A 16890-nucleotide genomic window follows, 5' to 3' on the forward strand; every position below is an offset into this window, starting at 1 on the left:
CGGGGACCGGGGTCCGAGAGGGGTCCGCGCGGTGATTCCTGAAAAGGACCCGGCACCCCCGCAAGCGGCCACGGCGATTCGAAGTGGGAGCGCCACGCAGGCCTGGCGTCAGAGTGGGTCCAGCCCCGAAGGCGGTGCGCGGGGGGGTCGGTTATCCTGAGGCCCTTCCCACCCTTGGAGGAACCCATGAGCCTGGTTCGAGCTGCCCTCGCCGCGCTGGTGTTGGTGTCCCTGCCGGCGCTGGCCCAAGCGCCGCGTCCCGCGAGCAAGCGCGTCAACATCGACGTGGTGCGCGCGGACATCCACGACGTGCTGCGGATGCTGGCGGAGGTGGGCCGGCTCAACGTGGTGGTGGCCGACGAGGTGCAGGGCAAGGTGACGCTGAAGCTCAAGGACGTGCCGTGGCGGCAGGCGCTCGACACGGTGCTCTCCTCTCACGGGCTGGGCCAGGAGCTGCGCGGCAACGTGCTGCGGGTGGCGCCGCTCAAGCAGCTGGCCGAGGAGGCCGCGTCCCGCGCCAAGCTGAAGCAAGCGCACGAAGAGCTGGCGCCGCTGAACACCTACCTCATCCCGCTGAGCTACGCGAAGGCCTCGGACATGCTGCCGCACGTGCAGGCGCAGCTGTCGCCGCGCGGCAAGGTGAGCGTGGACGCGCGCACCAACACGCTCATTGTCACGGACGTGGGGCCGGTGACGTTGCCATAGCGAGCGGCTCCTCCGTTCGCATGTCCTCCTGAGGCGGCGGCGAGCTTCCGTCCCGTGCCTCCGGGCGTGGCGGTGGCCACGCTCAAGGGGAGAGACCGAACACGAGGAGGACGATCATGGCAACGCAATGGGACGAGAACGTTCAAGGTGCGGAGCCCCAGGGCCAGGGCGAGCGTCGCATCATGACGCCGGAGATTCGCGCGCAGCGCAGCGAGTCCCGGGCGGCGCAGACCTATACCTTCTTCCTGAGGGACCTGGAGGCCAAAGGGCTGGACCGGAAGCAGGCGGAGCAGGCGATTCAATCTGTGCTCTGCATCATGGAGCAGCGGTTGATGAGCGACGAGGCGCGGCACATGGAGGCGCAGCTGCCGCGAAAGGTGGTGGCCCTGCTGGAGCGCTGCGAGAAACACAAGGACCGGCCCTACCAGAAGTTCGGCCGCATGGAGCTGCTGGCCATGGTGTGCGAGGACCTCGGGGTGGACCTGGAGGAGGCCGAGCGCATCACCTGCGCGGTGCTCTCCACGGTGCGCGAGCACATCAGCGAGGGAGAGGCCGAGGACGTGCTGGGCCAGCTGCCGCGTGAGCTGCGCACGCTCTGGGAGCCGATGGGCGCGAGCGCTGGGACGCACCGGAGGCAGGGCGAGAGGCGCTGGGCCGGCCGGCGTGTCTCCGAGGTGATGACGGCGGACGTGGAGGGGGTGAGCCCCCATGACACGCTGAGGGATGCGGCGGAGAAGATGCGCACGCTCAACGTGGGGCCGATGCCGGTGTGCGAGGGCGACATCCTCAAGGGCATCATCACCGACCGGGACATCGTGGTGCGGGCGGTGGCGCAGGGCCTGGACCCCAACACCACGCGGGTGTCACAGGCGATGACCGACCAGGTGGAGTGCGTCTCCGCCGACGAGGACATCTCGGTGGCGGCCCAGAAGATGCGGGAGGAGCAGATCCGCCGCATCCTCGTGGTGGACGCGAACCACAAGCTGTTGGGCATCCTCTCGCTGGGCGACATCGCCGAGGCGATGAGCGAGCACGAGGCGGGCCAGACGCTGGAGGCCATCTCCGAGCCCGCTCAGCCGATGGCCCACTGAGCCCGGCGGCGACTCAGGGCGCGCGGCGGGGCTCCACCCCCGCCGGCAGCGGCTGGGGAAGGTTGAGCTCCTGCCCGCACTGGAAGACGAGGTCGCTGGTGTTGGTGTGGAGCTTCTCCAGCCGCTCGCGCACGCCCTTGGCGATGGGCGACTTGGGGAACGCCTTGAGGAAGGCCTCGAATCCGGCGTCCACGCTCTGGCGGGTGCCGCACGCGCAGGTGGCCAGGAGCATCGTCTGCTCCAGCACGAACAGCTCCTCCTTCACGGTGTCGCGGTAGGCGTTGGGGTAGCTCGCCTGGAACTGCGTCCACCCCCGGTAGAGCGAGATGAACTCCCGGCTGCCGAGCTGGTAGCAGCCCGCCACGTCGGTGATGTGGTCCACGTAGATGCGCGTGGGCGTACCCTGGAAGGTCTGGTGCAGCAGGTCGAAGAAGCGCCGGTCCACGTCCGTGCCGCGCAGCTGGGCCGCCTCGAGGAAGAAGCGCGTGTCGGGCAGGACGTAGAGGGCCTCGGAGGTGCCGACGAGGAAGCCGGGCAGCTCGCGCTCGAAGCGCTTCTTCGGCACCCGCCCGTGGGCGAGCGCATCGTCCCATTCGAGGATGCCCGCGAGGTGCTCCAAGGAGGCGGCCTTGCCCAGGATGAAGACATTCTCCACCGTGCCGCCCTGTCCCCGCGCGAGCTTCTCCAGGGCCCGGAGGTAGTCCTCACGGGCCTTCTTCTCAGGAGGCTTCTGCTCGGCGGGCTTCTGCTCAGCCGGTTTCTGCTCAGCCGGTTTCTGCTCAGCCGGTTTCTGTTCCGGGGGCTTCTGCTCGGCGGGCTTCGGAGGCTGCTGAGCCCAGGCGCTCGAGGAAGTCAGGGCCACGAGCAGCAAGCCCATCCACCACGGTCTTCTCGGAGAGCGGCGCATCGACACTCCCTACCGCCCTCGGGCGGCGGTGCGCAACTCAACCGCCGAGCTTCTCTTCCAGCTCCTCCAGCTCGCGCTTGACGGTCGCGTCGGTCTCTCGCAGCCCCTCCACCTTGCGCACCGAGGAGATGACGGTGGAGTGATCCTTGTTGAAGCGCGAGGCGATCTCCGGAAACGAGCTCTTGGTGAGCTTGCGGCACAGGTACATGGCCACCTGGCGAGCGTGCGCCAGCGCCTTGTGCCGCCGGTCCTCGCGCAGCGCCTCCAGCGTCACCTTGTAGTAGCGCGCCACTTCCTTCTGGATGAGCTCCACATCCACCACGCGGTTGGTGGGCAGGATGTCCTTGAGCACCTGCGAGGCGAACTCCACCGTGAGCGGCTGCCGCGACAGGCTGTGGATGGCCGACAGCTTCACCAGCGCGCCCTCCAGCTCGCGGACGTTCTTCTGGATGTGCTTGGCGATGAAGTGCGCCACGTCATCCGGCAGCATCAGCCGCTCGGCCTCCGCCTTCTTCTGGAGGATGGCCACCCGCGTCTCGTAGTTCGGCTCGCGGATGTCCGTAATCAGCCCCATGGTGAAGCGGCTGCGCAGCCGCTCCTCCAGGCCGGGAATCTCCGAGGGCAGCGTGTCGCTGGTGAGGACGATGGCCTTGTTCAGCTCGTAGAGCGTGTTGAAGGTGTAGAAGAACTCCTTCTGTGTCTCCTCGCGCTTGCCCAGGAACTGGATGTCGTCGATGAGCAGCACGTCGCACTCCTCCCGGAACTTCCGCCGGAAGTCGGACATGCGGTGCTCGCGCACGCTCTCCACGTACTCGTTGGTGAACTGCTCGCTCGACAGGTACACCACCCGCTGCGACGGATCCTTCTCCCAGATGTGGTTGCCCACCGCGTGGAGCAGGTGCGTCTTCCCCAGACCCGTACCTCCATAGACGTACAGGGGGTTGTAGTGGTAGCCGGGCTTGTCGGCCACGGCGGCGGCGGCGGCGGCGGGGAGCTGGTTGCTGTCCGACACCACGAAGGTGGCGAAGGTGAAGCGCACGTTCAGCCGCGAGGGCCGAGCCGTGTTCACCTTGACTGTCGGTGTGGGCGGCAGGTGTACCGAGGAGGCCGGCGTCTCCACCACTTCATAGGCCACTTTGACCAGTCCGTCCCCTACCCGAGCGAGCGTCGCCTCCAGCAGGCCGCGGTAGTGGTCGTCCACCCAGTCGCGAAAGAAGCGATCGGGAACACCCAACACGAGCGCACCTTCCCGTACCTCCAGGGCGCGCATTCGCTCCAGCCAGGTGAGCGCGTACGTCTTGCCGTCCTGGCGGATGGTATCCAGCGTTCGGGCCCAGATAATCCCGGCACTTGGCGGTGTACTGAGGGCTTCGGCGAGGGCGCTCACACGTGTCTCGGTAACGCAAAATCGGCCAGAGGCCGAGGAGCCGCCCGTGGTAACAAACGCACACTGTACGATCAAGCACCCGGTTCAACCGGCCGGAAAGCCGAGGGTTTCTTCCACCGTTTTTGATCGGCAACGGATGTGCCGCCCGACCCCGATTGTGGTGGCGGCCCCCTAACCCCCCAGGTCTTGGGGGGGCCCCTCCGGACTTCACGCGGAGTGCGGGGTCGCAAAAGGGTGGGGAGGAGCGCGGACAGGCGGGCGGCGGTGAGGGGAAGGATGAGGTCCAACGTTGACTTGGGTGGGAGAACGGGTTACGAGCGCCGCCTTTTCCCAGAGCCGCGCCGGATCAGAGGTGCCGCCGTCGTTTCAGGAGTTCAGCCGTGTCCAAGCGCACGTATCAGCCGTCGAAAGTGAAGCGCAACCGCACCCACGGGTTCCGCAAGCGCAACAGCACCAAGGCCGGTCAGGAGGTGCTCAAGCGCCGCCGGGCCAAGGGCCGGAAGCGCCTCGTGGTGTCCGCCGCGAAGAAGTAGGCCGAGGGCCGCCCGTGACGGCCAGGGGCGAAGCGCCAGCACGCCAGGGAGAAGCGTTTCCCAAGGCCCTGCGCCTGTTGCGCCGTCACGAGTTCCTCCAGGTCCAGGAGGGTGGGCAGAAGGTCTCGGCCGACTGCCTGCTGGCGCTGTCCAAGCGCAATGGCCGGGCCTACACCCGACTGGGGCTGACCGTCTCCAGCAAGGTGGGCAACGCCGTGGTGCGCGTGCGCCTGCGGCGCTTGCTGCGCGAGCTGTTCCGCAAGCGGCGCGCGCAATGGCCCACCGGCCTGGACGTGGTGCTGGTGGTGCGCTCCTCGGGCAAGGACGTCTCCTTCGCTGAAATGGCGCGCGCCTTCGATGGTGTTACCCGCAAGCTGCAGCGGCTCTCCCCGGCCGCGCCCGGAGGGGCCTCCTCATGAGTCCGCTTGCCTTCCTGCTGTCCCTTCCCATCCGCTTCTACCGGCGGGTGATTGGACCGCTGCTGCCGAAGGTGTGCCGCTTCCACCCCTCGTGCTCCACGTACGCGCTCCAGGCCCTGGAGAAGCATGGCGGCCTGAAGGGCAGTGGCCTCACGGTGTGGCGACTGTTGCGCTGCAACCCCTTCCACCCCGGCGGCGTTGATCCGGTGCCCTGAGCGCGGTAGCCGCCCCGCTGGCCCTCTCCGCCGGGAGAGGGGACCTTTCATATGAACCTTCCTGACGATCCTTTCTCGCCGAACCAGAACGACTCGCAGAAGCGGCTGCTGGTAGCCCTCGGCCTGTCCTTCGCGGCCATCACCGTCTACATGCTCTTCCTGGCGCCTCCGCCTCCGCCTCCGCCCGAGGCCACGGGCCTGGACGCGGGCGTGGCGGTGGGCGGGCCGACGGACGCGGGCACCGCGGGGGTGGGCGCGCCGACGCCTCCCGTGGGGGGCACGCTGGACGGTATCGCCGTGGGCATGCCGACGGAGGCCGAGGTGCCGGTGCGCACGGTGGAGCGCGCGCGCCAGGAGGCCCGCTACGCCTTCTCGAGCGAGGGCGCGGGCTTCACCTCCGCGGAGCTGCAGGGCCCGAAGATGCGCGAGCAGCAGGAGCTGACGGTCGCCGAGGGCTTCAAGAAGCTCTTTGGCGCGGAGCTGCCGCCGCCGCCGCAGATGAACCTGGTGAAGCCGGTGCCGGGCCAGCCGCTGCCGCTGTCGCTCTCCATCGACGGGCCGGCGCCGCTGCCGGCCAACGCGCGCTGGACGGTGGCCGAGGGCGACGAGGGCCAGGTGCGCTTCTCCACGCGCCGCGGGCCGTGGGAGGTGACCAAGACATTGCAGTGGCCGAAGGCGGGCTTCGAGCTGGTCTACACGGTGCAGGTGAAGAACACCTCGGCCCAGCCGCTCACCGGCGAGCTGCAGCTCCACCACAACCGCGCCATCGACCCGAACTTCGAGCACGCGCCCTCCTTCTTCGGAGGCGTGGGCAACCAGAGCCGCGCCGCGTGCCACGTGGGCGAGGACCTGCACAAGCTGGTGCCCGATGACGAGCCGCCCCAGGACTTCCGGGGCCCGGTGCATTACTTCGGCATCGACCAGCAGTACTTCCTGTCGCTGCTCTACCCGATTGAGGGCCCCCGGGCGGGCCACTGCGTGCTCACGGCCACGCCCACCGCGCGCCAGGTGACGGCGGGCTTCCCGCTCACGGTGAACGCGGGCGAGACGGTGACGATGCGCTTCGGCGGCTGGTTCGGGCCGAAGGACCCCGACTTGCTGCAGCTGGTGCCGGGCCAGGACGTGCTAGGCGCCGCGGGCCTCACGGCCGCGCCCTGGAGCCCCGCCATCGGCAAGACGGTGGACTTCGGCATCTGGGAGCTGATCTGCCGGCCGCTGCTCTTCTTCATGAAGAAGTTCCACGGCATGACGGGCAACTGGGGTGTGGCCATCATGCTGCTCACCCTGCTGGTGAAGCTCGTGCTGCTGCCGCTCACCTACAAGTCCATGGTGGGCATGGAGGCGGTGAAGGAGCTGCAGCCCAAGATGGAGGAGCTGCGCAAGAAGTACGCGGATGACCGCGAGCGCATGAACCTCGAGGTGATGAAGCTCTACCAGCAGGCGAAGGTGAACCCGCTGGGCGGCTGTCTGCCGCTGCTCATTCAGATGCCGGTGTGGATCGCCCTGTTCACCGCGCTGCGCAACAGCTTCGACATCTACTGGGAGCCCTTCGTCGGCCCCATCTGGCGGGACCTCACGTACAAGGACCCCACGTACCTGCTGCCGCTGGCGCTGGGCGTGTCGATGATCATCACCCAGAAGATGCAGCCGCAGATGATGGATGCGGCCCAGGCGCGCATCATGATCTGGGTGATGCCGATCATCTTCACCCTGACGCTGTTGCAGTACCCGGCGGGTCTGTCGCTCTACATCTTCACCAACAACATCCTCTCCATCGGCCAGCAGTACGGGCTGAGGAAGTGGCTGGACCGCAAGAAGGACAAAGGTGGCGGGAGTTCACCGCCCGCCGTGGCCTCCGCGGGAGGCAAGCGCAAGTGACCGAGCAAGCTCCCCCGCAGCAGTCCGCCGCGCCCGCCACGGGTGACACGCGCGTGCGCGCCGAGAAGCTCCTGACCGACATCCTCGGGCTGATGGGCTACCCCGCGCGGCTGGAGTTCCAGGACGCCTCGGATGGCAGCCTCGCCGTGGCGCTCCACTTCGAACCGGGCCCGCCGCCCGGCGTGGAGAACGGCAAGCGCAGCCAGGTGGTGGACTCGCTCCAGTTCCTGCTCAACAAGATGCTCCACCGCCCCGGCGTCGAGCGCCGCTGGGTGCTGCTGGGCGCGGGTGTCATCCCCGAGCCCCGGCCCCGCAAGGAGCCCCAGGCGCCCGCGCCCGCTCCGGCTCCGGCTCCGACCGGTGCGGCCGCTGCCCGCCCACCCGCTCCTGCCCGGGCCCAGCCGCAGGCCGCTGCTCCCGCGCCCGCCAAGGCGCCGGCTCGAGCGCCCGCGCCGCCGGCCGCGCCTCCGGCGAAGCGAGGCGAGGTGGATGAGCGCACGCTGGAGGTGGGCGAGGATGCGCTGCTGCACGCGGCTGCTCGCAAGCTGGCCGAGAAGTCGGCCTCGCTCGGCCGCTTCTATGCCATCGCGGCGATGAAACAGGATGACCGGGCACGCGTCCTAAAGGCAGTGTCGGGGGTTGCCGGGGTCGCTGTGACGGGAGAGGGCGAGGGGCGGTGCCGCCGTATGGTGTTCTCTCCGGAGAAGCCGGCGCCGCTGCCCCGCAAGCTCCTGCTTCCGGAGGACGACGAGGACGACTTCGAGGGCTGAGCTGCCGGAGCCCTGAGGAGAGGACATGGGCAAGGCCAAGTCACTCAAGGACAAGCTGTTCGGGGCCGCGGTGCTCAAGATGAGCTTCCGGCTGCGTGGGGACGAGGAGTCGCCCGCCTTCCGCTTCGTGTACCCCGGGGTGCTGAGGGACCTCGAGCTGGAGGACACGGCGGTCGAGAAGTACATCGAGGAGAACCGCGAGGCCGTGGAGAAGGCCGCCCGGGGTTCCACTCCGCCCACCGGCACCCGGTGAGCCACGCACCCGTTTCCACCATCGCCGCGCTGGCGACCGCGCCGGCGGCGGGCGCCGTGGGAATCCTCCGGCTCTCCGGTCCCGCCGCGCTGGAGGTGGGCCGCCGGCTGGCCCCGAGCGTGCCGGCCGAGCCCACGCCCCGCCACGCCTACCTCGCCTCTTTCGTGGATGCCGAGGGCCGCACGCTCGATGAGGGCCTGTTCCTCTACTTCCGCGCGCCCGCCTCGTTCACGGGCGAAGAGGTGGTGGAGCTGCAGGCCCATGGAGGCCCACGCCTGCTGCGCCTGCTGCTCGCGCGCGTGCTGGAGGATGAGCGCGTGCGTCCGGCCCGCCCGGGAGAGTTCACCCGGCGCGCCTTCCTCAACGGCCGCATGGACCTGACGCGCGCGGAGGCGGTGGCGGACCTGGTGGCGGCCGACTCGGAGGCGGCGGTGCGCGCGGCGGCGGCGGGGCTTTCTGGCGTGCTGGCCGAGCGGGTGCGCGCGCTGGAGGCGCCGCTGCGAGACCTCCACGCGGATGTAGAGGGCGTGCTCAACTTCCCGGACGAGGCCGAGGGCGCGGACGCGGACGCGGGCGCGCGTGTGGCGGCGCTGCTCACCCAGGCCCAGGGGATGCTGGCCGAGGCCGCACGTGGCAGGCTGGTGCGCCAGGGCGCGCGCGTGGCGCTCTACGGCCCGGTGAACGCCGGCAAGTCCACCCTCTTCAACCGGCTGGTGGGCGAGGCGCGGGCCCTGGTGGACGAGGAGCCCGGCACCACGCGCGATGTGCTGGAGGCCCGCGTCGAGTGGGAGGGGCTGGGCCTCACGCTGCTGGACACCGCGGGGCTGCGCGAGGCGCCGGGCCGCGTGGAGGCGCTCGGAATCGCGCGCACGCGCGAGGCCCTGTCCGCCGTGGACCTGGCCGTGCTCGTGCTGCCTCCCGAGGCCTCCGAGGCCGAGGCCGAGACGTGGCTGCGCGAGGCGGGCGCGACGGCCGTGCTCCGCGTGGCGGGCAAGTGCGACGTGGCCTCCGAGGCGGCTGCCCGGGAGTCGGAGCTTCGTGTGAGCGGACGGACAGGTGCGGGCGTCGAGGCGCTGCGCACCGCGGTCCTCTCGCGCCTGTGGGGCAGTGGAGCCCCCACGGCGGTGGCCCTCGTCTCCGAGCGCCATGCCGACGCCCTGCGCCGGGCCTGTGAGGCCCTGGCGCGTGCGGAAGCGGCCCGCCATGTCTCCACCCTGGAGGTTGTCTCCGGCGAGGTAGGCCTGGCCCTCGAGGCCCTGGGCGAAGTGTCCGGAACCAGCGTCTCCGAAGCCCTGCTGGACGCCATCTTCCAGCGCTTCTGCATTGGCAAGTAGCGCACTTGCCTGGGGCTCCCCGGCCGGTGTCAGACCCCTCCCTAGAATGCGTCTCTGTTCAGCCGCCGCACGGGAGAGAACGGTGACGGAAAACCGCATTGATCAGGCGACGTACTCGGTCCTCAGCGCCCTGCCCACGGGATGGGTGGGAGAGATCGTCGAAGACGAGCTCGTCGCTTCGCCCCGCCCCTTGGCCGCCCAGACGCGCGCGGCCTTCATGCTGGGGGTGGAGCTGGGCGAGCATCTCGACCCGAGGCGCGGCGGCAGTGGCCGCTGGTGCTTCCTGCGCGCCCCCGAGCTGCACCTGGGCCGCGATGTGATGGTGCCGGACCTGGCCGGTTGGCGGCGCGACCGCGTGTCCCAGCCGCCCCAGCCCGACGAGCCCTTCCTCACGGTCGCGCCCGACTGGGTGTGCGAGGTCGTCTCGCCGGTGACCGTGGCGCTGGACCGCGTGCGCAAGCTGCCGCTGTACGCCCAGCACGGCGTGTCGCACGCCTGGTTCATTGATCCGGAGGCGCGCACCCTCGAGGTGTTCCAGCGCCTCAAGCGCGGCTGGCTCTTCGCTGGCTGCTACGAGGGCGATGCCCTGGTGCGCTCCGAGCCCTTCCCCAACTTCACGCTGGAGCTGGGCTCACTCTGGCTGGCCGACGACACGCTCGTGCCGCTGGCCCTGGCGGCGGGGCGGTAGGCAGCGCTCAGGTTCGGCTCCCGGGCTGCCGGCGCCAACGGCGCAGCAGCTCGAGGAGCTGGGGGGTGTCCACCGGCTTGGGCAGGTAGTCGCTGGCTCCGGCGGCGAGGCACAGCTCGCGGTCCTCCTTCAGCGCCTTGGCGGTGATGGCGATGATGGGCAGGGTGGCGAAGCGCGAATCCTTCCGGATGGCGCGCATGGTCTCGTAGCCGTCCATCTCCGGCATCATCATGTCCATGAGGACGACGTCGACCTCCGGATGGGCGCGCAGCACTTCCAGGCCCACCCGGCCATTCTCCGCGTGCAGCACCGCCATGCCCTGGCTTTCCAGGGCGCTGGCGAGCGCGAAGATGTTGCGGATGTCGTCATCCACGATGAGCACCGTGCCCCCGGCGAGGCGGGCATCCAGCTCCACGGGCGTGGAGTTCAGCTGGGGGTTCGGCGCGGGGGGCGCGGGGACCTGGAGCATGTTGCTGGAGGCGCTGCCCTCCGCGAGGGGATGGGCGCCAGGCAGGTAGAGGGTGAAGGTGCTCCCCTTGCCCGGCTGGCTCTCCAGGTGGAGCTCTCCGCCCAGCAGGTGGGCCATGGCGCGGCTGATGGAGAGCCCCAACCCGGTGCCGCCGTACTTGCGGCTCGTGGTGCCATCCGCCTGCTGGAAGGCCTCGAAGATGAGCTTCTGCTTGTCCCTGGGGATGCCGATGCCGCTGTCCACCACGCTGAAGGCGAGCACGCGCTCGGCGCGCTGGAGCGCCTCGGTGTCGAAGCGCGCGCCCTGCCCGTCCGCCGGGGTGATGTGCAGGTCCACCCGACCGCTGCCGGTGAACTTGAAGGCGTTGGAGAGCAGGTTCTTGAGCACCTGCTGGAGCCGCTGCACGTCGGTGTGCAGCGTGGCGGGCAGCCCCTCGCCCAGGTGTACCGAGAAGCCCAGGCCCTTCTGCTCGGCCACGTGCCGGAAGCTGCGCTCGATGAACTCCTTCACCTCGGAGAGGCGCACCTCGTACGGCTCCACCCGCATCTTCCCGGCCTCTATCTTCGACAGGTCCAGGATTTCGTTGATCAGGCTGAGCAGCTCCGTGCCCGAGGCGTGGATGGTCTTCGCGTACTCCACCTCCTTGGAGCTGAGGCGCCGCTCTTTGTTCTCCGCCAGCACCCGCGCGAGGATGAGCAGGCTGTTGAGCGGCGTGCGCAGCTCGTGGCTCATGTTGGCCAGGAACTCGCTCTTGTACTTGGAGGCCAGCGCGAGCTGCTCGGTCACGTTCACGTTGTCCGAGAGGTCCTTCCACACGCCCGTTACGCCCTGCACCTCGAGGTGGCCGCTCAGCTTCTCCTCCGTGCCCACCTCCTTGGCGACGCGGTTCACCTCCGCCGCGAACGCGGAGAGCTGATCCACCATCGTGTTCACCGTGTTCTTCAGCGCCAGCATCTCGCCGCGCATCTCCACGGAAATCTTTCGGTCGAGCTCCCCTCGCGCCACGGCCGCCGCCACCTGGGAGATGTCGCGCACCTGCTCGCTCACACTGCCGACCAGGAAGTTCACGGTGTCGGTGAGCTCCTTCCAGACGCCGGACACGCCCGGCACGTGGGCCTGGCCTCCCAGCTTCCCCTCCGCGCCCACCTCCCGGGCGACGCGGATCACCTCCGCGGTGAACACGGAGAGCTGATCCACCAGCGCGTTCACCGTGGTGCCGATGCGCAGCAGCGCGCCCTTCAGCGGCTGGCCCTCCAGCGCCAGGGCCATCTTCTGGCGGAGCTCCCCGCGCGCCACGGCGCCCAGCACGCGCTCCACCTCGCGCAGCCCCCGGGTGAGGGCGGCGTCGTTGTCGAGCTGGGTGTTGAAGGCTTGCGCCAGCTGATCCACCAAGCGGTGGGTGCCATACAGCGGAAGGCGGTGGGTGAAGTCTCCCTGGTGGGCGGCCTCCATCGCGGCGAGCAGGGCGCGCAGCTGCGCTTCCTCGCTCGGGGGCGGCAGTTCGGTGACTCTCTTGTCCAAGGTAAGGCTCCTGGGCGCGCCCAGGGCCGTGTCGGGCCAGAGGACGCGGGCAGCGCACTCTGGCCCACCGTGACGGGGGCAGACGAGCACGCTCCTCCGCGCCGAGCCGGAGCCGCGTTGGGTGGTGGACGCTTGCGTCAGGCCGGGAGCGGCACTTCGCTCGGGCGCAGCAACCGGCGCACCGCGCGCAGCAACAGCTCCGGATCCACCGGCGCCGCGAGGAAGCCCCGCGCGCCCACCCTCTGGGCCCGCGTCAGCTCCTGCTCCGGCGCCTTGCCCGCCACCAACAGCCGCGCGCGCACCCGCTCACCCAGGACCTCCATGGAAGGCAGCGGGGAGATGACCACCGCGTCCTCGTCCGCCGCGCGCACCTCGGCGGCGCTCGCCACCCGGGCCGCGATGCCCGCCGCGCCCAGCACATGCACCAGGCCCGTGGTCGCCTCGGTGCCCCAGCCATACACCAGCACCCGCGCGAGCGGAGCCGAGGGGGCCAGCACCGCCGTGGCCACCGGCACGAGCCGAGAGGGCTCTGCCTCCAGCTCCACGTCCAGCTCCAGCGGCGAGAACAGCGGCAGCCCGTCCTGCTCCAGCGTGGCCGCCTGTGCCTTGACGTCCGGCGCGCTTGGCCCCGGGCCCGCGTGGATGTCCTCGGCCAGGAAGCTGTCGATGAAGGGCAGCAATTCCTCGGCTTCGGGCAGCGCCAGGGCCTCGGGCGCCTCGGGCTGCTCCACTGTATGCACCTCGCCGCGATACAGCCGGCCGATGGCGCGGCGGATGGCCGGGTCCGGAGCGAGCCGCGCCACCACCCGCTTGCCCGACACGTTCTTCACCACATCCAACGAGGCCAGGCTCGCCGGCGCCGCGATGGCCACCACCAGCACCGCCTCGCGAGGGCCCTCCAGCCGCAGCGGCACCACCCGGTGCGCCTCCGCCACCTTCACCGGCACCAGCCGCGCCAGCCGCGCGTCCAACAACTGCGAGTCCAGGTCCACCGCCGCCACGCCCGTCTGCTCCGCCAGCGCGGCGAACACCTGGGTGGCCTCGCAGAAGCCCTGGTCCACCACCACCTGCCCCAGCGGCATGCCCCATTGCCGCTGGAACCCCAGCGCCGCTTGAAGCTGCAGCGCGTCCACCACCCCCCGGGAAAGAAGGATGTCGCCCAGGCGCTTCTTCATGGTGTGTTCCCTCCGGCCGCCCCCCAGCGGACCCTTGGCGAGGACCTGGTCCACAACGGAGACACAGGTAGGTGAATGTCTGCCTTCCTACCCCGTTCCGGTCCCGGGCGCCATACCACTTTAGCGCCAGACGCTTCCGTCTCTCCGCCACAAGACCGCGATTTTCCAGGATTTTTGCCCCTATTCTCCGAGAAGGCGGGCTGTCCGGGCTTCCACCCCCGCGCCGGTTGCCCTCACGGCGGCCGGGTGTGCCCCTGCTTGCCTGCCCGTCCATGTAGGTGGATTCCATGCACACCTTCCGGGGCATGCGAGAGGCGTCCTTGGATGAAGTGCTCCGCCACCTTCGCGAGGAGGTGTCTTCGGCGGGAGCGGTGAGGGTGGGAGAGCGCCTGGAGGGCGTGCGGGTGCGCCCCGAGCACCTGGGTCCCTTTCTGCACTTCCGGCGGGGGCGCTACACCCGCAACCTCGTCTACCGGGACCCGGGCTTCGAGGTGGTGCTCAACTGCTGGGACACTGGCGCCGTCTCGCCCATCCATGACCATGACGGCCAGGAGTGCTGGTTCAGCATCCAGGCGGGCACCTTCATGCTCGAGGACTTTCCCCTGCTCTCCGGCGGCCGGGAGCCAGGGCCCGCCGTGCTGGGCCCCCCCCGCATCGCCGACATGGTGGGCCCCGGGCACGTGGATCACCGCTCGCCCCAGGACTCCATCCACCGCGTCTCGGCGCTGATCGGCCCCGCCGTCACCCTGCACGTGTACGCCGCCCCCGTGGAGCGCTGTCTCGTCTTCGATGCGCGCCGACAGCGGTGTACATGGCGTATGCTCTCCTACCATTCCATCTTCGGCCGCCCCGTCCAGGAGTCTTCTTGGGGGGAAACCACCGATCGGCGGTAGCAGCGCCGGCTCTTTCCCTCCGTCTCATTTTCCGAGGGGGACTCACACCCCCAGGGCGGGTGTGAATGACGGCAAGTTGACCGATGGGCGCACAGGTAGTCGCCGGTAAACTCACACCATGGCGGAACTGTTTGCTGGCAAGCCCTCTCGTCGCTCGTCGCGAGAAGCCGGACAGGTGGCAGTCGAAGCGGCACTCACCATGCCGCTGTTCGTCTTCCTGATCCTCGGCATCCTTCAGCTGGGGCTGACCTCCCAGGCGCGAGTCATGGCCAAGTATGCCGCCTATCGCGCCGCGCGCGTAGGGGCCCTCAACCACGCGGACCCCGAGGCCATCGAGGCGGCGGCCATCCTGCACCTCATGCCGGTGCTCGTGGGCAACGACGAAGTCATCATGCCCACCAGCTCCTCGACCGACGTCATCGCCAAGTTCAACGTCTTCGCCCAGGCGGGCGGCATTGGCAACCGGCTCGGCGCCACCGGGCTCAAGCAGGTCAAGACGGTCATCTGCGGCCCGACGCAGGCGGAGTTCGGCGTCGGCGGCCAGCGTCAGCTGGCCCGGGTGGATCAAAGCACGCTCAACGGCCGGGGCAGCTCCAACGAGGTGGACTTCGATGACCCCTTCGTCCAGAGCGGCCCGGACAACTTCTACGCGGGCGCGTCGGGCGCCGATGCGCTGCGCCGCTTCAACCGCATGCGCCTGCGCGTGCAGGTGCAGCTGCTGTACCGGATGCCCATCCCCTTCGCCAACATGATCATCACCAAGGCCTACCTGGGCCTGCAGATGCCGTCGGTGATGATGATGCCCCAGGAGAACAAGGACCCCATCTCCCGGTATGTTCCGCAGACGTACGCCAACGTGAAGCGCGCCCATGACCTGGGCATCTACGTGGTCCCCATCAACGCCGGCTACGCCATGCGCATGCAGAGCAACATGTTCCTGTCGCGCTTCCGTCCCCCCGCCCGCAACGAGTGCTCGCACTACGGGCAGGGCAAGCAGAGCCTCTAGTCCTCCGCGCGAGGTCCAATCCTTATGAAGAACCTCCCCCACTCCCGTCGTTCCCCTGCCCGGTCGCGAGGCCTGCGTGCCCGCGGCCAGACGATGATCCTCGGCGCCGTGTCGCTGCTGATCCTCGCGCTCATCGTCTTCGTGACCTTCAACGTCACGGTGGCGGTGCAGCAGAAGATCAAGGTGCAGAACTACTCGGACGCCAAGGCCTTCTCCATGGCCGTGGCCGAGGCCCGTACGCTCAACTACATGGCGTACACCAACCGCGCCATCGCCTCGGCCTACGTGGGCATGGCCAACGCCAGCGCCTATATGTCCGAGGCCGCCATCCTGGCGGACCTGAAGTTCGGCGCCTCGCAGGTCATGGGCACCATCGCCGGCATCGAGTCGGGCCTGTGCTACTGCTGCTGGGCCGGCCCCTGCTGCATCCAGCACTGCTGGCACGCCACCGAGGCGGGCATCAACTCCGCCGGCCTGCTGATCGACTACTTCACGGGCAAGATGGGCGGCAAGCTGCGCAAGCTGGATGCGCCCTTCCGGCAGACCATGCAGGCGCTCAACGCCCACGTGGACGTGATTCACCTGTCGCAGACCGCGGCCCAGGGCCAGGTGGCCATCATGCTGATGGGCGGCACCTTCGCCAACCTCAAGCGCAACAACATGCAGAAGGCCGACCAGAAGACCGAGGACGACATGATGGTGGCCGCCCTCAACATCAACCAGTGGCAGAAGGTCTTCTACAGCAACAAGCAGGTCAAGCAGCGCATCATGGCCGAGACGGTGAACGCCACCCGCCATGACTTCACGTGGAACCGCACCGGCGGCAACCCCATCACCCTGTTCCCGCCCAACTGGGTGGCCGACAACGTGAAGGCCTCGCTGTGGATGGGGCCCAAGGGCACCTGGGGCGTGGCGCAGACGCCGTTCCCCGGCGCGGCCAGCGGGCGCACCGGCTTCGTGGACAGCAACATCGGCGGCTTCGGCGGCTTCACCCAGGACGCGCCCGCGGGCACCACGCGCGGCCAGACGGTGGCCTCCACCGACTGGGGCACCCTGGCGGGCACCTGGCGCCATGGCGCCGGCGCCTCGACGCTGCCCTTCATGGCCCCCATCGCCAACGCCTCGTCGATTCGCACCGGCAACAGCACGGGCCACAGCGGCGGCTTCATGGCCGACTTCACCAACAGCATCCACAACGGCTCGCACGGCCCCAACCAGCTGGACCTGGGCCGCTTCGTCGAGTTCGACATCGGCACCAGCGCCCCCTTCAACCAGCCGGCCGTGTACGCGGCGGTGACCACCGACTCGCGCTACAACGAGTACGGCAAGCGCGGCCCCTGGGAAATCAAGAAGGACGAGTCCGGCGTGCTCACCGTCAAGGGCGTGGGCAGCCAGGATGGCCGCCTGGCCATCGCCAACAACAACCCCACCAAGGCCTTCTCCAAGGCGATGGTCTACTACCACCGCATCGGTGACTGGTCCGACTACCCCAACATCTTCAACCCGTACTGGCGCGCCAAGCTCGACACGGTGTCGCAGACGGAGCTGGCCATGGCGCTGGGCATCTTCGACACCGACGCGCTCACCGTGGCCACCGGCGCGCGCAGCGTGAACTCCAGCGCGGTCAACATCTCCAAGTGAGGAAC

At 69.4% G+C, this 16890-nt stretch carries 17 protein-coding genes; 13 read left to right on the forward strand and 4 right to left on the reverse strand.

Translation table 11 applies throughout. The features are described 5' to 3' along the window. The first annotated feature begins 186 nt into the window (after positions 1-186). Together SYV04_RS32885 and SYV04_RS32890 are read left to right on the forward strand one after the other, a co-directional pair. A complete protein-coding gene (locus SYV04_RS32885; protein WP_321549945.1) occupies positions 187-705 on the forward strand; it encodes a secretin and TonB N-terminal domain-containing protein in 519 nt (172 codons plus the stop codon). A 116-nt stretch (positions 706-821) separates the two neighbouring features. Continuing rightward, a complete protein-coding gene (locus SYV04_RS32890) occupies positions 822-1796 on the forward strand; it encodes a DUF2267 domain-containing protein (protein ID WP_321549946.1) in 975 nt (324 codons plus the stop codon). A 13-nt stretch (positions 1797-1809) separates the two neighbouring features. Here the strand turns inward: SYV04_RS32890 and SYV04_RS32895 are convergent, their stop codons facing one another. Both SYV04_RS32895 and dnaA read right to left on the reverse strand, forming a co-directional pair. Then, the gene (locus tag SYV04_RS32895) at positions 1810-2673 is read right to left on the reverse strand and encodes a hypothetical protein (protein WP_321549947.1); all 864 of its coding nucleotides are present in this window, start codon (positions 2671-2673) and stop codon (positions 1810-1812) included. A gap of 67 nt (positions 2674-2740) precedes the next feature. Further along, a complete protein-coding gene (gene dnaA / locus SYV04_RS32900) occupies positions 2741-4090 on the reverse strand; it encodes a chromosomal replication initiator protein DnaA (RefSeq protein WP_321549948.1) in 1350 nt (449 codons plus the stop codon). A 380-nt stretch (positions 4091-4470) separates the two neighbouring features. On the opposite strand from dnaA, the gene rpmH reads away from it, so the two are divergent. From rpmH to SYV04_RS32940, 8 genes are all read left to right on the forward strand, one after another. Next, the gene (gene rpmH, locus SYV04_RS32905; RefSeq protein WP_321549949.1) at positions 4471-4623 is read left to right on the forward strand and encodes a 50S ribosomal protein L34; all 153 of its coding nucleotides are present in this window, start codon (positions 4471-4473) and stop codon (positions 4621-4623) included. A gap of 14 nt (positions 4624-4637) precedes the next feature. After that, entirely contained in the window at positions 4638-5042 is a 405-nt protein-coding gene (rnpA, locus tag SYV04_RS32910; protein ID WP_321549950.1) for a ribonuclease P protein component, read from the forward strand. Beyond that, positions 5039-5257 carry a membrane protein insertion efficiency factor YidD gene (gene yidD, locus SYV04_RS32915; RefSeq protein ID WP_321549951.1) on the forward strand — a complete coding sequence of 73 codons (219 nt, stop codon included), beginning with the start codon at positions 5039-5041 and terminating at the stop codon, positions 5255-5257. The genes rnpA and yidD overlap by 4 nt, the downstream gene beginning before the upstream one ends. A gap of 51 nt (positions 5258-5308) precedes the next feature. Next, the gene (gene yidC / locus SYV04_RS32920; RefSeq protein WP_321549952.1) at positions 5309-7135 is read left to right on the forward strand and encodes a membrane protein insertase YidC; all 1827 of its coding nucleotides are present in this window, start codon (positions 5309-5311) and stop codon (positions 7133-7135) included. After that, a complete protein-coding gene (locus SYV04_RS32925) occupies positions 7132-7905 on the forward strand; it encodes a KH domain-containing protein (protein ID WP_321549953.1) in 774 nt (257 codons plus the stop codon). Before yidC ends, SYV04_RS32925 begins: the two co-directional genes overlap by 4 nt. 25 nt (positions 7906-7930) lie before the next feature. Next, complete coding sequence (locus SYV04_RS32930) at positions 7931-8158, forward strand: hypothetical protein (RefSeq protein WP_321549954.1); 228 nt, start codon at positions 7931-7933, stop codon at positions 8156-8158. Further along, positions 8155-9492: a tRNA uridine-5-carboxymethylaminomethyl(34) synthesis GTPase MnmE gene (mnmE, locus tag SYV04_RS32935; RefSeq protein ID WP_321549955.1), complete on the forward strand. Its 1338-nt coding sequence runs from the start codon at positions 8155-8157 to the stop codon at positions 9490-9492. The genes SYV04_RS32930 and mnmE overlap by 4 nt, the downstream gene beginning before the upstream one ends. A gap of 82 nt (positions 9493-9574) precedes the next feature. After that, positions 9575-10180 carry a Uma2 family endonuclease gene (locus tag SYV04_RS32940; RefSeq protein WP_321549956.1) on the forward strand — a complete coding sequence of 202 codons (606 nt, stop codon included), beginning with the start codon at positions 9575-9577 and terminating at the stop codon, positions 10178-10180. A 7-nt stretch (positions 10181-10187) separates the two neighbouring features. On the opposite strand, the gene SYV04_RS32945 is transcribed toward SYV04_RS32940, so the two are convergent. Together SYV04_RS32945 and SYV04_RS32950 are read right to left on the reverse strand one after the other, a co-directional pair. Continuing rightward, positions 10188-12170, reverse strand: coding sequence for an ATP-binding protein (locus SYV04_RS32945; protein WP_321549957.1), 1983 nt, complete (start codon positions 12168-12170; stop codon positions 10188-10190). A 137-nt stretch (positions 12171-12307) separates the two neighbouring features. Beyond that, complete coding sequence (locus SYV04_RS32950) at positions 12308-13345, reverse strand: GspE/PulE/PilB domain-containing protein (protein ID WP_321549958.1); 1038 nt, start codon at positions 13343-13345, stop codon at positions 12308-12310. A gap of 287 nt (positions 13346-13632) precedes the next feature. Between SYV04_RS32950 and SYV04_RS32955 the strand changes: the two genes are divergently transcribed. The 3 genes from SYV04_RS32955 (at position 13633) to SYV04_RS32965 (ending at position 16885) form a co-directional block, all read left to right on the forward strand. Next, on the forward strand, positions 13633-14238 hold the full coding sequence (locus SYV04_RS32955; protein WP_321549959.1) for a cysteine dioxygenase: 606 nt from the start codon (positions 13633-13635) through the stop codon (positions 14236-14238). Positions 14239-14413: 175 nt separating this feature from the next. Continuing rightward, positions 14414-15244 carry a TadE/TadG family type IV pilus assembly protein gene (locus SYV04_RS32960; RefSeq protein ID WP_321549960.1) on the forward strand — a complete coding sequence of 277 codons (831 nt, stop codon included), beginning with the start codon at positions 14414-14416 and terminating at the stop codon, positions 15242-15244. A gap of 24 nt (positions 15245-15268) precedes the next feature. Then, the gene (locus SYV04_RS32965) at positions 15269-16885 is read left to right on the forward strand and encodes a hypothetical protein (protein ID WP_321549961.1); all 1617 of its coding nucleotides are present in this window, start codon (positions 15269-15271) and stop codon (positions 16883-16885) included. Positions 16886-16890: the final 5 nt, after the last annotated feature.

The sequence above is a fragment of the Hyalangium ruber genome, from assembly GCF_034259325.1.
Lineage (GTDB): Bacteria > Myxococcota > Myxococcia > Myxococcales > Myxococcaceae > Hyalangium_A > Hyalangium_A rubrum.